At 72.6% G+C, this 17,314-nt stretch carries 14 protein-coding genes; 4 read left to right on the top strand and 10 right to left on the bottom strand.

The window, feature by feature from the left end:
- Both AB0P17_RS39075 and AB0P17_RS39070 read left to right on the top strand, forming a co-directional pair.
- Nucleotides 1-453, top strand: a complete 453-nt coding sequence (locus AB0P17_RS39075) for a VOC family protein (protein ID WP_326611284.1) — start codon at nucleotides 1-3, stop codon at nucleotides 451-453.
- A gap of 22 nt (nucleotides 454-475) precedes the next feature.
- Nucleotides 476-751, top strand: a complete 276-nt coding sequence (locus tag AB0P17_RS39070; RefSeq protein WP_365819088.1) for a hypothetical protein — start codon at nucleotides 476-478, stop codon at nucleotides 749-751.
- A gap of 96 nt (nucleotides 752-847) precedes the next feature.
- On the opposite strand, the gene AB0P17_RS39065 is transcribed toward AB0P17_RS39070, so the two are convergent.
- The 10 genes from AB0P17_RS39065 to leuS form a co-directional block, all read right to left on the bottom strand.
- Nucleotides 848-1,024, bottom strand: coding sequence for a hypothetical protein (locus tag AB0P17_RS39065; RefSeq protein WP_365819086.1), 177 nt, complete (start codon nucleotides 1,022-1,024; stop codon nucleotides 848-850).
- A 241-nt stretch (nucleotides 1,025-1,265) separates the two neighbouring features.
- Nucleotides 1,266-2,096: an IS5 family transposase gene (locus tag AB0P17_RS39060; RefSeq protein ID WP_365819084.1), complete on the bottom strand. Its 831-nt coding sequence runs from the start codon at nucleotides 2,094-2,096 to the stop codon at nucleotides 1,266-1,268.
- Between the two features lie 113 nt (nucleotides 2,097-2,209).
- Nucleotides 2,210-3,202 (bottom strand): DNA polymerase III subunit delta, encoded by a 993-nt coding sequence (gene holA / locus AB0P17_RS39055; RefSeq protein ID WP_365819082.1) that lies wholly within the window; start codon nucleotides 3,200-3,202, stop codon nucleotides 2,210-2,212.
- An 87-nt stretch (nucleotides 3,203-3,289) separates the two neighbouring features.
- Nucleotides 3,290-3,535 carry a hypothetical protein gene (locus AB0P17_RS39050; RefSeq protein WP_365819080.1) on the bottom strand — a complete coding sequence of 82 codons (246 nt, stop codon included), beginning with the start codon at nucleotides 3,533-3,535 and terminating at the stop codon, nucleotides 3,290-3,292.
- A gap of 31 nt (nucleotides 3,536-3,566) precedes the next feature.
- The gene (locus AB0P17_RS39045; protein ID WP_365819078.1) at nucleotides 3,567-4,463 is read right to left on the bottom strand and encodes a YceI family protein; all 897 of its coding nucleotides are present in this window, start codon (nucleotides 4,461-4,463) and stop codon (nucleotides 3,567-3,569) included.
- 148 nt (nucleotides 4,464-4,611) lie between these two features.
- Nucleotides 4,612-7,092, bottom strand: a complete 2,481-nt coding sequence (locus AB0P17_RS39040) for a ComEC/Rec2 family competence protein (RefSeq protein ID WP_365819123.1) — start codon at nucleotides 7,090-7,092, stop codon at nucleotides 4,612-4,614.
- A 17-nt stretch (nucleotides 7,093-7,109) separates the two neighbouring features.
- Nucleotides 7,110-8,036 carry a ComEA family DNA-binding protein gene (locus AB0P17_RS39035; protein ID WP_365819076.1) on the bottom strand — a complete coding sequence of 309 codons (927 nt, stop codon included), beginning with the start codon at nucleotides 8,034-8,036 and terminating at the stop codon, nucleotides 7,110-7,112.
- A 382-nt stretch (nucleotides 8,037-8,418) separates the two neighbouring features.
- Nucleotides 8,419-9,264 carry a DegV family protein gene (locus AB0P17_RS39030; RefSeq protein WP_365819074.1) on the bottom strand — a complete coding sequence of 282 codons (846 nt, stop codon included), beginning with the start codon at nucleotides 9,262-9,264 and terminating at the stop codon, nucleotides 8,419-8,421.
- A gap of 78 nt (nucleotides 9,265-9,342) precedes the next feature.
- On the bottom strand, nucleotides 9,343-10,068 hold the full coding sequence (locus tag AB0P17_RS39025; protein ID WP_365819072.1) for a hypothetical protein: 726 nt from the start codon (nucleotides 10,066-10,068) through the stop codon (nucleotides 9,343-9,345).
- 145 nt (nucleotides 10,069-10,213) lie between these two features.
- Complete coding sequence (gene leuS / locus AB0P17_RS39020; protein WP_365819070.1) at nucleotides 10,214-13,138, bottom strand: leucine--tRNA ligase; 2,925 nt, start codon at nucleotides 13,136-13,138, stop codon at nucleotides 10,214-10,216.
- A 453-nt stretch (nucleotides 13,139-13,591) separates the two neighbouring features.
- On the opposite strand from leuS, the gene AB0P17_RS39015 reads away from it, so the two are divergent.
- Both AB0P17_RS39015 and AB0P17_RS39010 read left to right on the top strand, forming a co-directional pair.
- Complete coding sequence (locus tag AB0P17_RS39015) at nucleotides 13,592-15,475, top strand: hypothetical protein (RefSeq protein WP_365819068.1); 1,884 nt, start codon at nucleotides 13,592-13,594, stop codon at nucleotides 15,473-15,475.
- On the top strand, nucleotides 15,472-17,073 hold the full coding sequence (locus tag AB0P17_RS39010; protein ID WP_365819066.1) for an NADH-ubiquinone oxidoreductase-F iron-sulfur binding region domain-containing protein: 1,602 nt from the start codon (nucleotides 15,472-15,474) through the stop codon (nucleotides 17,071-17,073). Before AB0P17_RS39015 ends, AB0P17_RS39010 begins: the two co-directional genes overlap by 4 nt.
- Nucleotides 17,074-17,314 lie beyond the last annotated feature (241 nt).

Genomic DNA, 17,314 nt, shown 5'->3' with positions numbered 1-17,314 from the left:
ATGCACGTCAGCACCTTTCTGTGGCTCGACGGCCAGGCTGAAGCAGTCGCGACCTACTACACGACGCTGTTCGCCGATTCCCAGATCGGTGACATCCGGCGGGACCCGGACGGTCGCGTCACCACCGTCGACTTCACTCTGGGCGGACAGCGATACGTCGCCTTCAACGGCGGACCGCAATATCCCTTCACCCGCGCCATCTCCATGTATGCGGAGTGCGACACCCAGCCGGCGCTGGACGCCCTCTGGGCGAGCCTCACCGATGGCGGCGAGGAAGGGCCGGGCGGCTCGCTGATCGATCGTTTCGGAGTGACCTGGCAGGTCTTGCCCACGAACCTGCGGGAACTCCTCCGCAGCGCCGACCCAGCGACCGCTGAACGCGTCCTCACCGCCCTGCACGCCATGACCAAGATCGACATCCAAGGCTTGATCGACGCCCATGACCAGGCATGAAACCGTACGGAAAGCGCAGACAATGAATCCCAGCCCCCCGGCCTGGCCTGTCCAACCAGGGCCCTCCCAGCCCAAAAACGGCCGACTGCGCGCCGCGTGGACCCTGGCACTGCTGACGACGTTGTGCGCGGAACTGACGTACACCGCCGTCGCCGTCACGATCACGTGGCTGCTTCCACTGTTGCTGGTGATGTACGGCGCCGGCGTACTCGTCATCCGCGAGGCGGTTGTCCGTGTCGGGGCCGGATGGCCCAGCCTGGTGGTGCTCGGTGTGGCCTATCAGGTGGCAGAGGACTGACTCGGCCTGCAGGCACTGAGAGGGCGCTATGAGACTTGACGCCCGATTCTTCGTTTCGTCCGGAGTGAGCGGACAGGTCGTGGCTGCGCCGGACGGCTATGGCCGGGGCTGGGTGAACAAGCCCTGCTCGGTCTCGGCCAGGATCCCGCGGTCGGTCAGCCGCTTGAGCTTCAGGCGGATGTTGTTGATGTTGTTGGGCGCGACCGTCAGGTCCATCGCCTCGCAGACCTGCCGCGCCCGCAGCGGATGGTCGGCCGCGGTGAACACGGCCATGATCTGCTGGTAGGCCGGATGGTCCGGCAGTTCGGTGCCGGTGCCGCGGACAATTGAGGGTCGGGCAGTTCCAGCAGTGTCTCACGCATGATCCGGACTTCCTCGGCGGCCCGGTCGAGTTCGTTGAGCTGTGCGGTGAGCTGCGCGATCTACTCCTTCGCCGCCTCGGCCTGCGCGGCGATCTCTCCTTCCCGCTCCTCCACCCGGGCCAGCACCGCCCCGAGCGTCAGCTCCCCGCCGGTCATGCGGTGCGCCAGGCCGGCGTGGTCGCCCCGGTCAACCGGCGCAGTATCACCGCGGTCATCGCCCAGTACACCCGCGACTCCGAACTGCGGGGCCGGTGTTCGTAGTCGCGCACCAGCCTGCGGGACAACATCAAGATCCCATAGGCGCGCTCCACGACCCACCGCTTGGCCTGGGGAACGAACCCGCTCTGCGCGGGATTGCGCTCCACGACCTCCACCGCGATGCCCACCTTCTCCCCGTGCACGACGACGGCATTCTTGAAGCCTTGGTCGACCAGAGCCTTCTCCACGGCATCCGTGTCGGCGGCGACCTTGTCCAGCAGCGCGATCCCGACGGCGTTGTCGTGCGCCGACGCGGCCGCCACGACCACCGCGATCACCAGCCCCAGAACGTCAACGGCCAGGCCGCGCTTGCGGCCCGCTACTTTTTTTGCCGCATCACGCCCCGTCGACCCAGCGGGCACACCGGCCGCCGCGTGCACGCTCTGCGTATCGAGCACCACCAGACTCGGGTCCGCCTTCCGGCCCGTCTTCTCCCGCACCTGCCAGCGCAGCAGGTCGTGAATGGTCTGGTCGGTGCCGTCGTCGCGCCAGATGTAGAAGTAGTACTTCACCGCGCCGGGCGGCGGAAAGTCGTGCGGAAGCAAGTCCCACTGACAACCGGTCCGGCCCTGGTAGAGCAGCGCGTTGACGATCTCCCGCATCTCGTACCGGCCCTGATGGCCGCTGACCGAGGGGTGCGCACCCTTCCACGCGATGATCACCGGCTCGACCAGCGCCCACTGCTCATCGCTCACGTCGGTCTTGCAGGACTTGCGCTCGCTCACAGCGACCAGCCCGACATGCCCATGACCGCCAACCGGCCGGAAGGCCGCACTGCCACACGTTCAGGTGACGACAAAGAACCTGTGCGCTCACATACCGCCCTCTGAGGCCGCCGCTACCCCTGGCGGCCGGCGCGGGCCGCGCGGGCGATCGCGACGACGGCCTTCTCCAGCGCGTACTCCGGGTCGTCCCCGCCGCCCTTGACGCCCGCGTCGGCCTCGGCGACGGCCCGCAGCGCGACCGCCACGCCGTCCGGGGTCCAGCCGCGCATCTGCTGGCGCACCCGGTCGATCTTCCACGGCGGCATCCCCAGCTCCCGCGCGAGATCGGCGGGCCGGCCGCCACGGGCCGACGAGAGCTTGCCGATGGCCCGCACACCCTGGGCGAGGGCGCTGGTGATCAGCACGGGGGCGACACCGGTCGCCAGTGACCAGCGCAGCGCCTCCAGAGCGTCGGCCGCCCGGCCCTCCACGGCGCGGTCGGCGACATTGAAGCTGGACGCCTCGGCGCGCCCGGTGTAGTAGCGGGCGACGACCGCCTCGTCGATCGTCCCCTCGACATCCGCCACGAGCTGCGCGACGGCGCTCGCCAGCTCGCGCAGATCGCTGCCGATCGCGTCGACGAGTGCCTGGCACGCCTCCGGCGTGGCCGAGCGGCCCAGCGCCCGGAACTCCGACCGCACGAACCCCAGCCGCTCGGCGGGCTTGGTCGTCTTGGGGCAGGGGACCTCGCGGGCGCCCGCCTTGCGGGCGGCGTCCAGCAGCCCCTTGCCCTTGGCGCCCCCCGCGTGCAGCAGCACGAGGGTGATCTCCTCGACCGGCGCGTCGAGATACGCCTTGACGTCCTTGATCGTGTCGGCGGAGAGGTCCTGCGCGTTCCGTACGATCACGACCTTGCGCTCGGCGAAGAGCGAGGGGCTGGTCAGCTCGGCGAGGGTGCCGGGCTGGAGCTGATCGGAAGCGAGGTCGCGGACATCCGTGTCGGCGTCGGCGGCGCGGGCCGCCGCGACCACCTGCTGCACGGCGCGGTCGAGCAGCAGGTCCTCCTGGCCCACGGCGAGGGTGAGCGGGGCGAGCGGATCGTCGGGAGAAGCTTTTCTGGTGGCCATCGTGGTCCACGATCTCACGCCCCACCGACAGCGGAGGCGCGCGTCCGGAGCGGACCGGCGGGCGCGGACGCGCGTCGTCGAAGGGGGTTACGGGGCCTCGCGCCAGCCGTCCCAGCCGGCCACGAACGTGTCCAGCGCCCCGGCGTCCAGCCGGGCCTCGGGGTCCTCCACGACCACCAGCCACTGGACGTCCTCGGCGTCGTCCTCGCCGGCCAGGGCGTCCCGTACGAGCTGAGGCTCCTCGGCCACCGCGAACCGCTCGCCGAGCGCCTGCGCCACCTCCTCCGCCGCGTCGCGGTCGGGCAGCACCAGTACGTGTCTCACATCGCTCACGGGCGCATTCTCCCAGCCGCGAACGGCCCGGTCAGCCCTGGGGGACGGTCTTGGGCACGATCTGGATATCCATCTCGATCCTGATGCTGGAGCCGACGACCGCGATGCCCCGGGCCAGCATCGACTGCCAGTTCACCGTGTAGTCCTCGCGGTGCAGCTCCGTACTGGCGCGGACGGCCGCCCGGGTCTCGCCCTCCATGCCGTTGCCCAGGCCGAGGTAGTGGGCGTCGAGGGTGACCGTGCGGGTGACGCCGTGCAGGGTGAGGGCGCCGGTGATCCCCCAGTTGTTGCCGCCGCGGTGGGTGAAGCGGTCGCTGTAGAACTCCAGCGTCGGGTAGTTGTCCACGTCGAGGAAGTCGGCGGAGCGCAGATGGTCGTCGCGCATCTGCACGCTCGTGTCGATCGACGCGGCGCCGATGACGACGTGCATCGCCGACTGCTCCATCGTCTCGCCGATCCTGATCGCCCCGGCGAAGTTGTCGAAGCGGCCGTGGACGCGGGCGAGCCCGATGTGACGGGCGATGAAACCGATCCGGGAGTGGGCCGGTTCGATCTCCCAGTCGCCGGGCGCCGGCAACGGCAGTGACGGGGCCACCTGCAGCGTGATGTCGCCAGGACCGTCGGCGCCGCCACTCTCACCGACTGTCACATTGCCCCGGAACGGGGTGAAACTGTCGGCGGATATGGCCAGCCGGTACTCCCCGAAGGGGACCATCGCCACCACGGTCCCGAACGGATCCGTCTCCCCGCTCACGACCTTCCGGCCATTGCTGTCGCTCACCGTGAACTCGGCCTGTCCGACCGGCTCGTCGACCGGGTCGACGACCCGGCACGTGAGCAGCCCGGCACCGGGCGGCACCGAGAGTCCGGCGAACGGGTCGGGCTTCTGATGAGCGGCCGTCCGTCGGCCGAGAAGGCGGCTGATCATGGTGTACGTACCCCTGTGCGGTCGTTCTCCTCGGGGGCCGCGCGGCGGTACGTCTGCCTCGAACGGGACGGCGCCCCATGACGAATAGGCATTCGATCACTCTTGCCCCGTTCGAGGCAAACGTACCGACAAGTAGAGAACTCAAGCTTTACGGACCACCGTTCCGTCCCCTGGGCACGGCCCGCAGTCCGGCCCCGGCCCCCACGACCGCGATCGCACCGTCCCGGTCGGTGCGCAGCACCCTCGCTCCCCCGGCGCGCAGCGCGTCGACGGTACGGGGCGCGGGATGTCCGTACGGGTTGTCCCGACCCGCGGAGATCAGCGCCAGCCGCGGGCGTACGTCCCTGAGCAGCCCCGGGTGTTGATGGGGCGAGCCGTGGTGGGCCACCTTGAGTACGTCCACCGGGGGCAGCCCCGGATGATCCCGCGCCAGGCCGCGCTGGGCGGGCGGTTCGAGGTCGCCCAGGAGCAGCAGCGTGGGGCCCCGGGCCACGCGCACGAACAGGGTGACGCTGGAGTCGTTGGGCTCGGTCGCGGCCGGTGCCACCCCGGCCCGGGGCCAGAGCACCCTCCAGTCGAGCGGCCCGGTGGTGCGCCGCTCCCCCGGGACGGCGCGGACGACGGGGACCCGCGCCGCGTCGGCGGTGCGCCGTACGAACGCGACCTGGTCCGGGGGTACGGGCGAGGTCGTGGTCTGGATCGCGCCGACCGCCCTGCCGCGCAGCACCCCGGGCAGCCCGGCCACGTGGTCGGCGTGGAAGTGGGTGAGCAGGAGCAGCGGGATACGGCTGATGCCGAGGTCCCGCAGACACCGGTCGGCGGGCCCGGGGTCGGGGCCGGTGTCCACCACCACGGCGGCGCCGTCCCCGGCGGCGAGCACGGTCGCGTCGCCCTGGCCGACGTCGCACATCGCGAACGTCCATCCCGGCGGCGGCCAGCCGGTGACGATCCGGGTGACCGGCGGGGGCCGCACGATCGCGAGCAGCAGGAGTACGGCGCAGAGCGCGGCGGTCCAGGGGTGGCGCGGGATCCGCCGGGCGGCGAGCACGACGAGGACGGTGAGGACGGCGAGCAGCGCGCCGCCCCACCAGCCGCCCGGCCAGTCGGCCTGGGCTCCCGGCAGCGCCGCGCCGCCGCGGGCGACGGAGGCGATCCACCCCGCAGGCCAGCCCGCGCACCGGGCCACCAGCTCGGCGGCGGGCAGCGCCACCGGGGCCAGGGCGAGCGCGGCGAAGCCGAGGATCGTGGCCGGGGCGACCGCCAGCTCCGCGAAGAGATTGCAGGGCACGGCGAGGAGGCTGACCCGGGCCGCGAACACGGCCACCACGGGCGCGCAGACGGCCTGGGCGGCCCCGGCCGCGGCCAGTGCCTCCGCGAGCCTGGGCGGCACCCCGCGCCGCGTCAGCGCCCCGGCCCAGCGGGGGCCGATGGTGAGCAGGGCCCCGGTGGCCAGTACGGAGAGGAGGAAGCCGTAGCTACGGGCCAGCCAGGGGTCGAGGAGCACGAGCAGCAGGACGGCCGCGGCCAGCGCGGGAAGCAGCGTCCTGCGGCGGCCGGTGCCGATGGCGAGGAGGGTGATCAGCCCGCAGGCGGCGGCCCGCAGCACGCTGGGTTCCGGTCGGCAGACCACCACGAACGCGAGGGTGAGGGCTCCGCCGAGCAGCGCGGTCGTCCGCAGCGAGATACCGAGCCGCGGGGCGAGCCCGCGGCGTTCGGCCCGCACCGCCAGTCCCGGCGGTCCGATCAGCAGGACGAGGACGATGGTCAGGTTCGATCCGGAGACGGCCATGAGGTGCAGCAGGTCGGTGGCGGCGAAGGCGTCGTGGAGTTCGGGCGTGATGCGTGCGGTGTCGCCGACGACCAGCCCGGGCAGCAGGGCGCGGGCGTCGGGCGGCAGTTCCTCGGTCGCCGCGCGGAGCCCGGCGCGGAGCGCTCCGGCCGTGCGCTGTACGCGGGTGGGCGGCCCGGTGACGGTCGGCGGGCCCTTGCCCGTGACACGCAGGGCCGCCGCGTAGCGGTCGTCCGCGTGGAGCGGGGGCGCCAGCCGGCCGGACAGCCGCAGCCGGGTGGACGGCAGCAGCCGCTGCCAGCGGCCGGGGTGTTCACCGGGCGGGACGATCACCAGGACGGGCGTACGGACCGCGGTCGCGGCGCCGCGGGCCGACGTCACCCGGGTGATCTCCGCGTCGAGGACGAAGCCGCCCGCGGCGGCCCGGTCGCCCCCGCCCCTGGGGTGCGTGGCCCGTGGGTCGGAGGTGACCGTCAACTCCGCGGTGACCGGGGCGTATCGCTCGGCGAGGCCGGGGACGGGCCCGCGCCGGGCGTCCGCGCCGTGCAGCCCGGCGGAGGCGGCCCCCGCGGCCGCGCAGAACAGCACACCCGCGGCCGCCACCCCGGCGAGCCGCGGCCCGGTGGCGGTGCCGGACCGGACCAGGAGCAGCGCGCCGGCCAGCAGACAGACCAGCACTCCGAGCACGGTCCAGCGCCCCGGGGCACCCAGGGTCAGGGCCGCCGCGCCCCACGCCGCCAGCGCGGGCGGCACGAGCCGGAGATCGGCCGGGCCCTCCACGCGCGGAGCCGCCGCTCCCAGGCGGTGACCGGCCGCCCGGTGGACCTCGGGGCGCGTCATGCCCGTCCGGGTGACTGTCATGGCCGTACGAGCGGTTGGAGGTCGGCGAACTTGCGGTCACCGATGCCGTTGACCTCGCGCAGCTCGTCGACGGAGCGGAATCCGCCGTGCCGGGTGCGGTAGTCGATGATGTGCCGGGCCAGTACGGGCCCGACCCCGGGGAGCGTGTCGAGCTGGTCCGGTGTCGCGATGTTCAGGCTCACGGGTCCGGGCGGCTGTCCCTCCGGGCCCGCGCCGAACCCGGCACCGGCCGCGGCTCCCCCGCCTCCGCCTCCGCCGGGTCCACCCGATCCGCCGCCCGGGGCCGTGCCCGGCGGGGCGGGGCCGTCCACCACTACCTGCTCGCCGTCCATCAGCAGCCGGGCCCGGTTCAGCCCGGTGAGATCCGCGCCCGGCTCGACACCCCCCGCGGCGTGCAGCGCGTCGGCGACCCGTGATCCGGCGGGCAGCCGCAGCACGCCCGGCTCCCGCACCTTGCCGCCCACGTCCACCACGATCCGGGCCGTCTCGGGCGCGGGCGGTGGCTTGGCGACGACGGCCTCGGGCAGCGGCGCGGGGATGCCCTCGGCCGTGCCACCAGGGGCGGCCGCGTCCGCACGGACCGTGTCGGGGGCGCGGACGGGCTGGGGACGCCCGGTCCAGAAGTGCTGCACGGCGAGGCCGGCGGCCACCACCAGCACCACCGCGAGCGCGCCCAGCGTCCTCGGCTCCAGACCGCACCGGAGCTGAATCCAGAGCGGCAGCCGCTCACGCACCGCCGCCGGTGCCCGGGTCCACGCGCGCGCCCGAACCGCTTTGGGGGGCGGCGAGGGCTGCGGAGCGGCCACCGGTGCGGTGCTCCCGGAAGCGGCCGGGAACAGCGCCTCCGCCCGGCGGCGCGGCTCCGTCGGAGGTGAGTGCGGGAGCGGGGGCGAAGGCGCCCGTACGGGTGCGGACATGGGCATGGACGCGGACGTGGACAAAGACGCGGGTGCGGACGCGGACAACATCGCGGACCTGGGTGCGGGCGAGGGCGCGGACGCGGGTGCCTCAGCAGGTGCCGACGTGGGCACCGCGTGCGCGCGGACGCGGGCCGCCGTCCCGATACGGGCCGCCGCGCGGGGGCGGGCGCGGCCGTGGCGGGCACGGCCGTCGGAGCCCGGGGAACGGCCCGGGCCGCTGGTCACGGAGCGTGTTCGGAGAGTCATGCCGAGAACGGTAGGCACCCGCGCCCGGCCTCGCCGAGCACCCCGAATTCCGGTGGAAAACCTGCCGGTTGTGGAAAACTCGGTCACCCGAACGAGGGAAAAATCGGCTACGGCCGGGAGTTGAGGCCCGGCGGGCCCGTCAGCGCGGTGAGATCACGGCCCCCAGCAGCCCCGGTCCCGTGTGCGCCCCGATCACCGCTCCGACCTCGCTGACATGCAGCTCCACCAGCCCCGGAAGCCGCTCACGCAGCCGCTCCGCGAGCGCCGCGGCCCGTTCCGGCGCCGCGAGATGGTGCACGGCGATGTCGACCGGGCCCGCGCCGGCCCGGTCGGCGACGATCTCCTCCAGCCGCGCGATCGCCTTCGACGCCGTCCGCACCTTCTCCAGCAGTTCGATGCGGCCGCCGTCCAGTTGGAGCAGCGGCTTCACGGCGAGCGCCGAGCCGAACAGCGCCTGGGCGGCGCCGATCCGGCCGCCCCGGCGCAGATAGTCGAGGGTGTCGACATAGAAATACGCGGTGGTGCCCGCGGCCCGCTTCTCGGCGGCCGCCACGGCGTCGTCGAGCGTGCCGTCGCCCGCCGCGGCCTCGGCCGCCGCCAGCGCGCAGAACCCGAGCGCCATCGCCACCATGCCGGTGTCCACCACCCGCACCGGTACGGGCGCGTCCTTGGCGGCGAGCACGGCCGCGTCGTACGTGCCGGAGAACTCGGCCGACAGATGCAGCGAGACGATCCCCTCGGCCCCGGCATCCGCCGCGGCGCGGTACGCGGCGGCGAAGACCTCGGGGCTCGGCCGTGACGTGGTGACCGAATGCCGCTTCTGGAGCGCCAGGGCCACCGAACGGGCCGAGACCTCCGTGCCCTCCTCCAGCGCGCGGTCGCCGAGCACCACGGTCAGCGGCACCGCGGTGATGCCGTGCCGTTCCATCGTCTGCGGCGGCAAGTAGGCCGTGGAATCGGTGACGATCGCGACATGGCGGGACATGAGCCGGAGGTTACCCGTCGTCTTCCTGGGGCGGCAGCCCGGCCCCGTCCCAATGATCGGATCCGGCCTGACGCATGGTCAGTTCGTGGTCTCGGGCCTGGCCTGCTTCTGCCAGGGGTACGTGGTCCCGCGCCGCGGATCGGGCGGCTCGATGGCCTCGGCGCGCTCCCCGGGCCACGCGTCCGAAGCCGTCGCCCCGCTCGGCCCCGTCGATCCGCCCGGCCCCGTCGGCCCCGCCGACGCGGCGGGCTGCGCGGGCTCCGCCGACCAGTGCCGCAGCGCGCCGGACTCCACATCGATCTGCGCGCTCAGCGACGACAGGTCGTCCTCGGCGAACTTCCGCGCCCGGTCCCGCGCGGCCCAGCGCAGCGAGTCCGCGGAGTGCGTGATCCGCTCCGTACGATCCCGCACTTCGGAAAGCCGCTGCCCGACCCTGCTCCGGTCGGGGTCCCGCTCCAGCTGGCGCAGCTCGTCGTCGAGCTCCCGGCCGTGCACGCTCAGCCGCTCGAACAACTCGATCGACTCCTTCAGCGAGGCGTCCTCCGCCACACCCGCCTGCAGTGCGTCCTGCGTGGCGCGCATCGAGGTGCGCAGTCTCAGCCGCAGCTGGGCCAGCTCTCCCGCCGTGCCGGGCTGCCCCAGGCTCTTCGCCCGCAGGGCCGTGTCCTCCACCGTGCGGCGGGCCTGCGTGATCGTGCGGTCGACACCCCGTCTGGCGGCCCCGACCGCCTTCACACACGCGTACACCCCCAGTACGACGAAGGCGACGAAGAGCAACGCCATGATGGTGATCGCGACGTCCATGAGCGCCCCTTCGCTGTTGGTCGTGTCCCCTCCACCGTAAACGGAACGGGCAGGTTGTGGGTTCCCGCGGAACCCCCAACCTGCCCGTAGGGGAAAGCCCTGTGTACCCGGCCCGGCCGGCACTCCGTATCCGGCCGGAATCCGATCAGGCAGGCACGATGTTCACCAGCTTCGGCGCCCGGACGATCACCTTCCGGATGCCTGCGCCGCCCAGCGCCGCGACCACGCCCGCGTCGCCCAGCGCCAGCTTCTCCAGCTCCTCGTCCGAGATCGACGGGGAGACCTCCAGCCGCGCCTTGACCTTGCCCTTGACCTGCACGACGCAGGTCACGGCCTCGTCCACGACGTACGCCGGGTCCGCCACCGGGAAGTCCCGGTGCACGACCGAGTCGGTGTGCCCCAGCCGGTGCCACAGCTCCTCTGCGACGTGCGGGGCGAGCGGCGCGATCAGCAGCACCAGCGGTTCGGCGACCGAGCGCGGGAGCGGGGCACCCGTCTTGGTCAGGTGGTTGTTCAGCTCGGTGAGCTTGGCGATGGCCGTGTTGAAGCGCAGCGCCGCCATGTCCTGGACGACCCCGTCGATCGCCTTGTGCAGCGCGCGCAGGGTGTCCACGTCGATGTCGGCCGGCTCGGTGTCCACGACGGTGACCTCGCCGGTCGCCTCGTCCACCACGTTGCGCCACAGCCTCTGGAGCAGCCGGAACTGGCCGACCACCGCGCGGGTGTCCCACGGACGCGAGACGTCCAGCGGGCCCATGGCCATCTCGTACAGCCGCAGCGTGTCCGCGCCGTACTCGGTGAAGATCTCGTCCGGGGTGACGGCGTTCTTCAGGGACTTGCCCATCTTGCCCAGGACCCGGCTGACCTTCTCGCCCTGGTACCAGTAGCCGCCGTCCCGCTCCTCGACCTCCGCCGCGGGCACCGCGATGCCGCGGCTGTCCCGGTAGACGAACGCCTGGATCATGCCCTGGTTGTAGAGCTTGTGGAACGGCTCGGCCGAGGAGACGTGTCCCAGGTCGAACAGCACCTTCGACCAGAAGCGCGCGTACAGCAGGTGCAGCACGGCGTGCTCCGCGCCGCCCACGTACAGGTCGACGCCGCCGTGCGGCTGCCCCTCGCGCGGGCCCATCCAGTACTGCTCGACGACCGGGTCGACCAGCTTCTCGTCGTTGTGCGGATCCAGGTAGCGCAGCTCGTACCAGCACGAACCGGCCCAGTTCGGCATGGTGTTGGTCTCGCGGCGGTAGCGCTTGACGCCCTCGCCCCGGCCCAGGTCCAGATCGACGTGGACCCACTCCGCGTTCCGCGAGAGCGGTGTCTCCGGCTGAGTGTCCGCGTCGTCCGGGTCGAACGTACGGGGCGAGTAGTCGTCGACCTCCGGCAGTTCCAGCGGCAGCATCGACTCGGGCAGCGCGTGCGCCGTGCCGTCCTCGTCGTAGACGATCGGGAAGGGCTCGCCCCAGTAGCGCTGACGGCTGAACAGCCAGTCGCGCAGCCGGAAGTTGACCGTGCCCTCGCCGATGCCGCGCGCGGCCAGCCAGTCGGTGATCCGCGCCTTGGCCTCGGCCACGCGCAGGCCGTCCAGGGTGATGTCCGCACTCGCCGAGTTGACGAGCGGCGCTTCGTACGAGGAGAACGCGTCCTCCCACGTGGCGGGGTCGGTGCCCCGGTCGTCCGAGGGCTCGACGACGCAGCGGATCGGGAGCTCGAAGGCGCGCGCGAACGCGAAGTCGCGGCTGTCGTGCGCCGGTACGGCCATGATCGCGCCGGTGCCGTACCCCATCAGCACGTAGTCGGCGATGAAGACCGGGACGCGCTCGCCGCTGACCGGGTTGGTGGCGTAGGCGCCGGTGAAGACCCCGGTCTTGTCCTTCGCCTCGGCCTGCCGCTCCACGTCGGACTTGGCCGCGGCCTGCTTGCGGTACGCCGCGACGGCCTCGGCGGGGGTCGCGTGACCGCCCGTCCACACCGTGTGGGTCCCCTCGGGCCAGGCCGCCGGGACGATCTTCTCCACCAGGTCGTGCTCGGGCGCCAGCACCATGTACGTGGCGCCGAACAGGGTGTCCTGACGGGTCGTGAAGACGGTGATCGCGGACTCGGCGCCGGAAGCCTCCGACACCGGGAAGTCGACCCGCGCGCCCTCGCTGCGGCCGATCCAGTTGCGCTGCTGGAGCTTGATGGCCTCGGGCCAGTCCAGCTCGTCCAGGTCGTTCAGCAGCCGGTCGGCGTAGGCGGTGATGCGCATGTTCCACTGGCGCAGCTTCGCCTTGAAGACCGGGAAGTTGCCGCGCTCGGAACGGCCGTCGGCGGTGACTTCCTCATTGGCCAGCACCGTGCCCAGGCCGGGGCACCAGTTGACGGGCGCGTCGGAGGCGTACGCCAGCCGGTAACCGCCCAGGACGTCGGCCCGCTCGGGGGCGCTCAGCGCGCTCCAGGGGCGCCCGTCGGGCGTCGGGCGCTCCCCGCGCTCGAACTGGGCCACCAGCGTGTCGATGGGGCGCGCGCGGTCCGCGTCGGGGTCGTACCAGGAGTTGAAGATCTGTACGAAGATCCACTGGGTCCACTTGTAGTAGTCCGGGTCGATCGTCGCGAAGGAGCGCCGCCGGTCGTGGCCCAGGCCCAGCCTGCGGAGCTGGACCTTCATGTTCTCCATGTTGGCCTCGGTGGAGGTCCGCGGATGCGTGCCGGTCTGGACCGCGTACTGCTCCGCGGGCAGGCCGAACGCGTCGAAGCCCAGGGTGTGCAGGACGTTGTGACCGGTCATGCGCTGGTGACGGGCGAACACGTCGGTGGCGATGTAGCCCAGCGGGTGTCCCACGTGCAGTCCGCTGCCCGAGGGGTAGGGGAACATGTCCATGATGAACTTCTTGGGCCGGGCGACCAGCTCGGGATCGCCGGCCAGCTCACCCGTGGGGTTCGGCGCCTCGTACGTGCCCTCGGTGTCCCAGAAGTCCTGCCAGCGCGCCTCGATGTCCGCGGCCATGGCCGCGGTGTAGCGGTGCGGCGCTGCCGTCTCGGCAGCGGCGGAAGCGGCGGCGGCGGAAGCGGCAGCCGAATTCGTCTCGCTCATGATGTCCTGAAGCTCCATCGATCGTCTCTGCCAGCGGGGGCCGGCCGTACCGGGCGGCACAGGGCCGCACCGGTCCACCGGTCAGCGAAAGAAAAATGCCCCTCACACAGGAGGGGACGCCGCGCTGACTCCGACCGGATCGGTCATCGGTCGGGACTGGTCAGCGCGGCCCGCTAAGCAGAAGGCGTACGGCACGCATGGCGTCAGGGTACCGCAGTGCCCGTTCCGCGCGCACGAGCGCCCGCGGGGCGGACCGGCAGGCGCCCCACGGGTAACCGTACGGCAAAGCTCAACCGTCAGCCTTACTCCGCGTATCGGACCTATCCGGGCAACAACAGAGTCGGATAACTCACCTTCACCTGGCTAAACCTTCAAACGGGGTACTACCCGGTATGGCTCCACTTAGCATGCGGCAGCGGGACCGCTTTCCCGAGCCCTTCGGAGTTGCCCCCTATGAACTTTCAAAGCAAGTCCGGCGCGTCGCCCAACCCGGAGTCCGGCAACAGCCGGGCGATCCAGGGGATCGCGACCGCCGCAGCACTGGTACTGGTACCACTACTCGCCGTCGTAGGAGGCGACGCATTCCAGGCTTTCATCGACTTCGGCGCAGGCGTGCTGTCACTGCTGTCGATGTCCGGGGCGGTCGTCTGGGGTCTGATAGCCACCGACCGGCTGCTCCTCGCGCCGCGACAGCGGCTCCTGGCCCAGGGCATCCATCGGGCGACCGCCGTCGCCGCGATCGGGTTCCTGCTGCTGCATGTCTCCATCAAGATCACTCTGGGCAAGGTCGCCGTGATCGGCGCCCTGCTCCCCTTCGGCCTGGGCATCTCCGGTACGAACGGCCTCATCGGCATGGGCTCGCTCGCCGGGCTCCTGATGATCGTGGCCGGCGCGACCGGCGCCCTGCGCAGCGTCTTCGCCCTCCCCGGTAAGTACGCCGCCCGCTGGCGGGCGATCCACATGGTGGCCTATCCGTCGTGGTGTTTCGCCATGATTCACGGACTCTTCACAGGACGTCCCGCGGCCACCTACGTCACGGTGATGTATTCCATCGTCATGATCGGCGTCGCCGGCGTCGTCTCGCTGCGGCTGCTCCCCCGCCACGTCCAGCGGCGCGTCGCCGATCGGATCGTCTCGATGACGGGCGCCGACATGGAGGCCAGGGAGTCATCCAAGCTCCGCGATCTCTCGGCCTCCCCGCTCCCGGGCGCCAGCGGTATCCCCCCGCAGCGCGAGTACAAGGCCAGGCCTCAGCAGGACCCCATCGAGGCCTTGACGGTCTCCGCCCCGCTCGGCGGGGGCCGTACGCCACCGCGGCTCGCCGCCCCGTCGCCGCCGCTGTACGAGGCCACACCGGCCGCGGACCCGCTCGCGGCCGGTGACCCCATGGCGGACACGTTCGTCGCGCCACGGGGCAATCCGCTCCCGGGATACGAAAACGCCGACCGGGGCCAGGACACCGGCACCGGGATCTCCGCCGGCTATCGCGCCATGTCCATGGACGCGACGGCCCGGATGCCCGCGCAGCCCTCCGGTTCCCCCGCGGCCGGTGGTCAGCAGGGCGGGGAGGTCCCGTTCGCCGAGCGCATCCCCATGACCGAGGAACTGCCGATCATCACGGACGAGCCGGCCGGGCCCCCCGGTTCCTGGCCCGCCCCGTCGCCGCCCCGGCCCGCCCAGGCGTTCACCCAGCCCCCGGCGACCCCGTACGACACCGGGGCGATCCCGGCGTACGACGGCGGCCAGGGCGGCCAGAACCCGGGCCAGAACCAGCCCAACCAGCCCAACCAGCCCTACGACACCGGCGCGATCCCCCAGTACCCCGGGGCGAACCCCGAGTACGGCACGGGCCAGAACACCCCGTACGACACCGGCGCGATCCCCGCGTACCAAGCCGGCCAGAACCAGCCCAACCAGCCCAACCAGCCCTACGACACCGGGGCGATCCCCCAGTACAACCCGGGGATGACCCCTCAGGGCCCGCAGAGCCCGCAGCCTCCGCAGTACGACACCGGGTCCATCCCCCAGTTCGACCCGGGAGCCGCGGCCGCGTACGGCGCCGGCTCCCCCTACGGGCCCGACGGCGCGTCCCCCTACGGCAACGGCCCCGCTCCCCAGTACGACACCGGCGCCATCCCCACGTACGACACGGGCTCCGTCCCGGCGTACGGGACGGGCGCCGTTCCCCCGTACGACACCGGCTCCGTACCCGCCTACGACGGCCAGCCGTACGACAGCCGGCGGCAGCCCGGACCCGGTCAGCCCGGACCGGGCACGTCCCCCTATCCGCCCCCGGCCGGGGAACCCTGGCAGGCACCCGCAGGAGACCGTCCGTGAATGCCCCTCTCCCCGATGTCCCCGAGGTCCGTGTAGTCGGCCTCCCCCAGCTCACTCAGGGATTCGATCTCGTCGAGCGTCTCGACCTGCCCATGCACCTCAAGGTGCACGGGCCGCTGGAGGCGATGACCGGCGAGCGGCTGGCCCAGCTGGCCGAGAACATATCCCTGACCGGCCGCGGCGGCGCGGGCTTCCCCTTCCACAGAAAACTCCGGGCCGTCGCCAAGTCGGCGATCAGCCGCGGGGTCCGGCCGGTCGTCGTCGTCAACGGCAGTGAGGGCGAACCGCCCTGCCGCAAGGACACGGTGATGCTCAACCGGGCACCGCACCTCATCCTCGACGGCGCGCTGCTGGCCGCGGAGGCGCTCGGCGCCCGCACCCTGGTCATCGCCGTGACCAGGAACTCCACCGAGGTCTCGATCCGCGCGGCGCTCGCCGAGCGGGGCCTGTCCGACCGGCGCGGCCAGCAACTGCGGGCGAAGGTCGTCCGTACGCCGGAGCGCATGGTCTCGGGTGAGGCGTCGTCCGTGATCCGCGCGATCAACGGCGGGCCCGCCAAGCCGCCGGGCCGCCGTGAGCGTGCCGCCGAGTCCGGCGTCGGCGGCCTCCCCACGCTGCTGTCGAACGCGGAGACCTTCGCCCAACTCGCCATCGGCGCACGGATCGGCGCCCGCCGCTACGCCCACACCGGGCTCGACACCGAGCCCGGCACGGTCATGCTCACCCTCTCCGGCGCGGTCGCCCGGCCCATGGTCATCGAGGCGCCCTCCGGCGTGCCGCTGCGCTACATCCTCCAGATGGCCGGTGCGCCGCCGATGCCCCAGGGCGTGCTGACCGGTGGCTACCACGGCAACTGGATGGACGCGATCGCCGCCCACGAGGCGGTGATCTCCAAGGAGTCCTTCAAGTCGTTCGGCGGCGCGCTGGGCGCCGGCGCGATCCTGCCGATCGGCCCCGAGACCTGCCCGCTGGGCGAGGCGCTACGGGTCGCCAACTGGCTGGCGGCGGAGACCGCCGGGCAGTGCGGCCCCTGCCGGCTCGGTCTGCCGGCGGCGGCGAGCGGGCTGGCCGATGTGATCAACGGCGGCGGCCAGGCGGCCCTGGAGGCGCTCCGGGCGGTCACCCAGTCGGTCAAGAAGCGCGGTGCGTGCCAGCACCCCGACGGCTCCGCGCGCTTCTTTTCCTCCACCCTCTCGGCGTTCACCGACGACCTCGCCGCGCATGTGCTCAACGGCGGCTGCGGACGCGAGACGACCGGGGTGCTGCCGCTGCCCAACGAGGGCTATCAGGACGAGGTCGAGTCGATCCCGAGTGGCGGCATGCTCGCCATCGACTGGACGCTCTGCCAGGGCCACGGCCTGTGCGCGGACATCCTCCCCGAGCTGTTCCGGATGACCCCGGACGGCTTCCCCACGCCGGCCAAGACGGATGTCCCGGTGCACCTCCAGGGCGCCGCGCAGCGCGCCGTACGGCGGTGCCCCGCGCTGGCGCTCCGGCTGGAGCAGAAGGCGCCCCCGGCGCCGCCGCGCAAGGAGCCCTCACGCGCCGAGCTGCCGCCGGGCGGCGGGCGCAAGGCCCTCGGCCGGGGCCGCGGCTGAGCCAGCGCGCCGGCGGGCCCCTGACGGGGTCCGCCGGTCCGGCCGCCCGGGAGATCGCCGGAGACGGCCGGAGCCGGGCAACGGACCCGAGACAGGCAACGGAAGCGGGCGACGGAACCGGACAGTCAGCGGAAAGCGGCAGACATACGAGAAGCGGGTCGTCCGACGACGCCGTCGTCGCCGGGCTCAAGGAGTGCCAGGACGCCTGGACCGCCCAGGTCGGCCGGCCCGGCACACCGCC

Origin of the sequence: Streptomyces sp. NPDC088124, assembly GCF_040685895.1 — a bacterium.
Lineage (GTDB): Bacteria > Actinomycetota > Actinomycetes > Streptomycetales > Streptomycetaceae > Streptomyces.
Note: the sequence above shows the minus strand (reverse complement) of the source record. Positions and strands in the feature narration are given on the sequence as shown.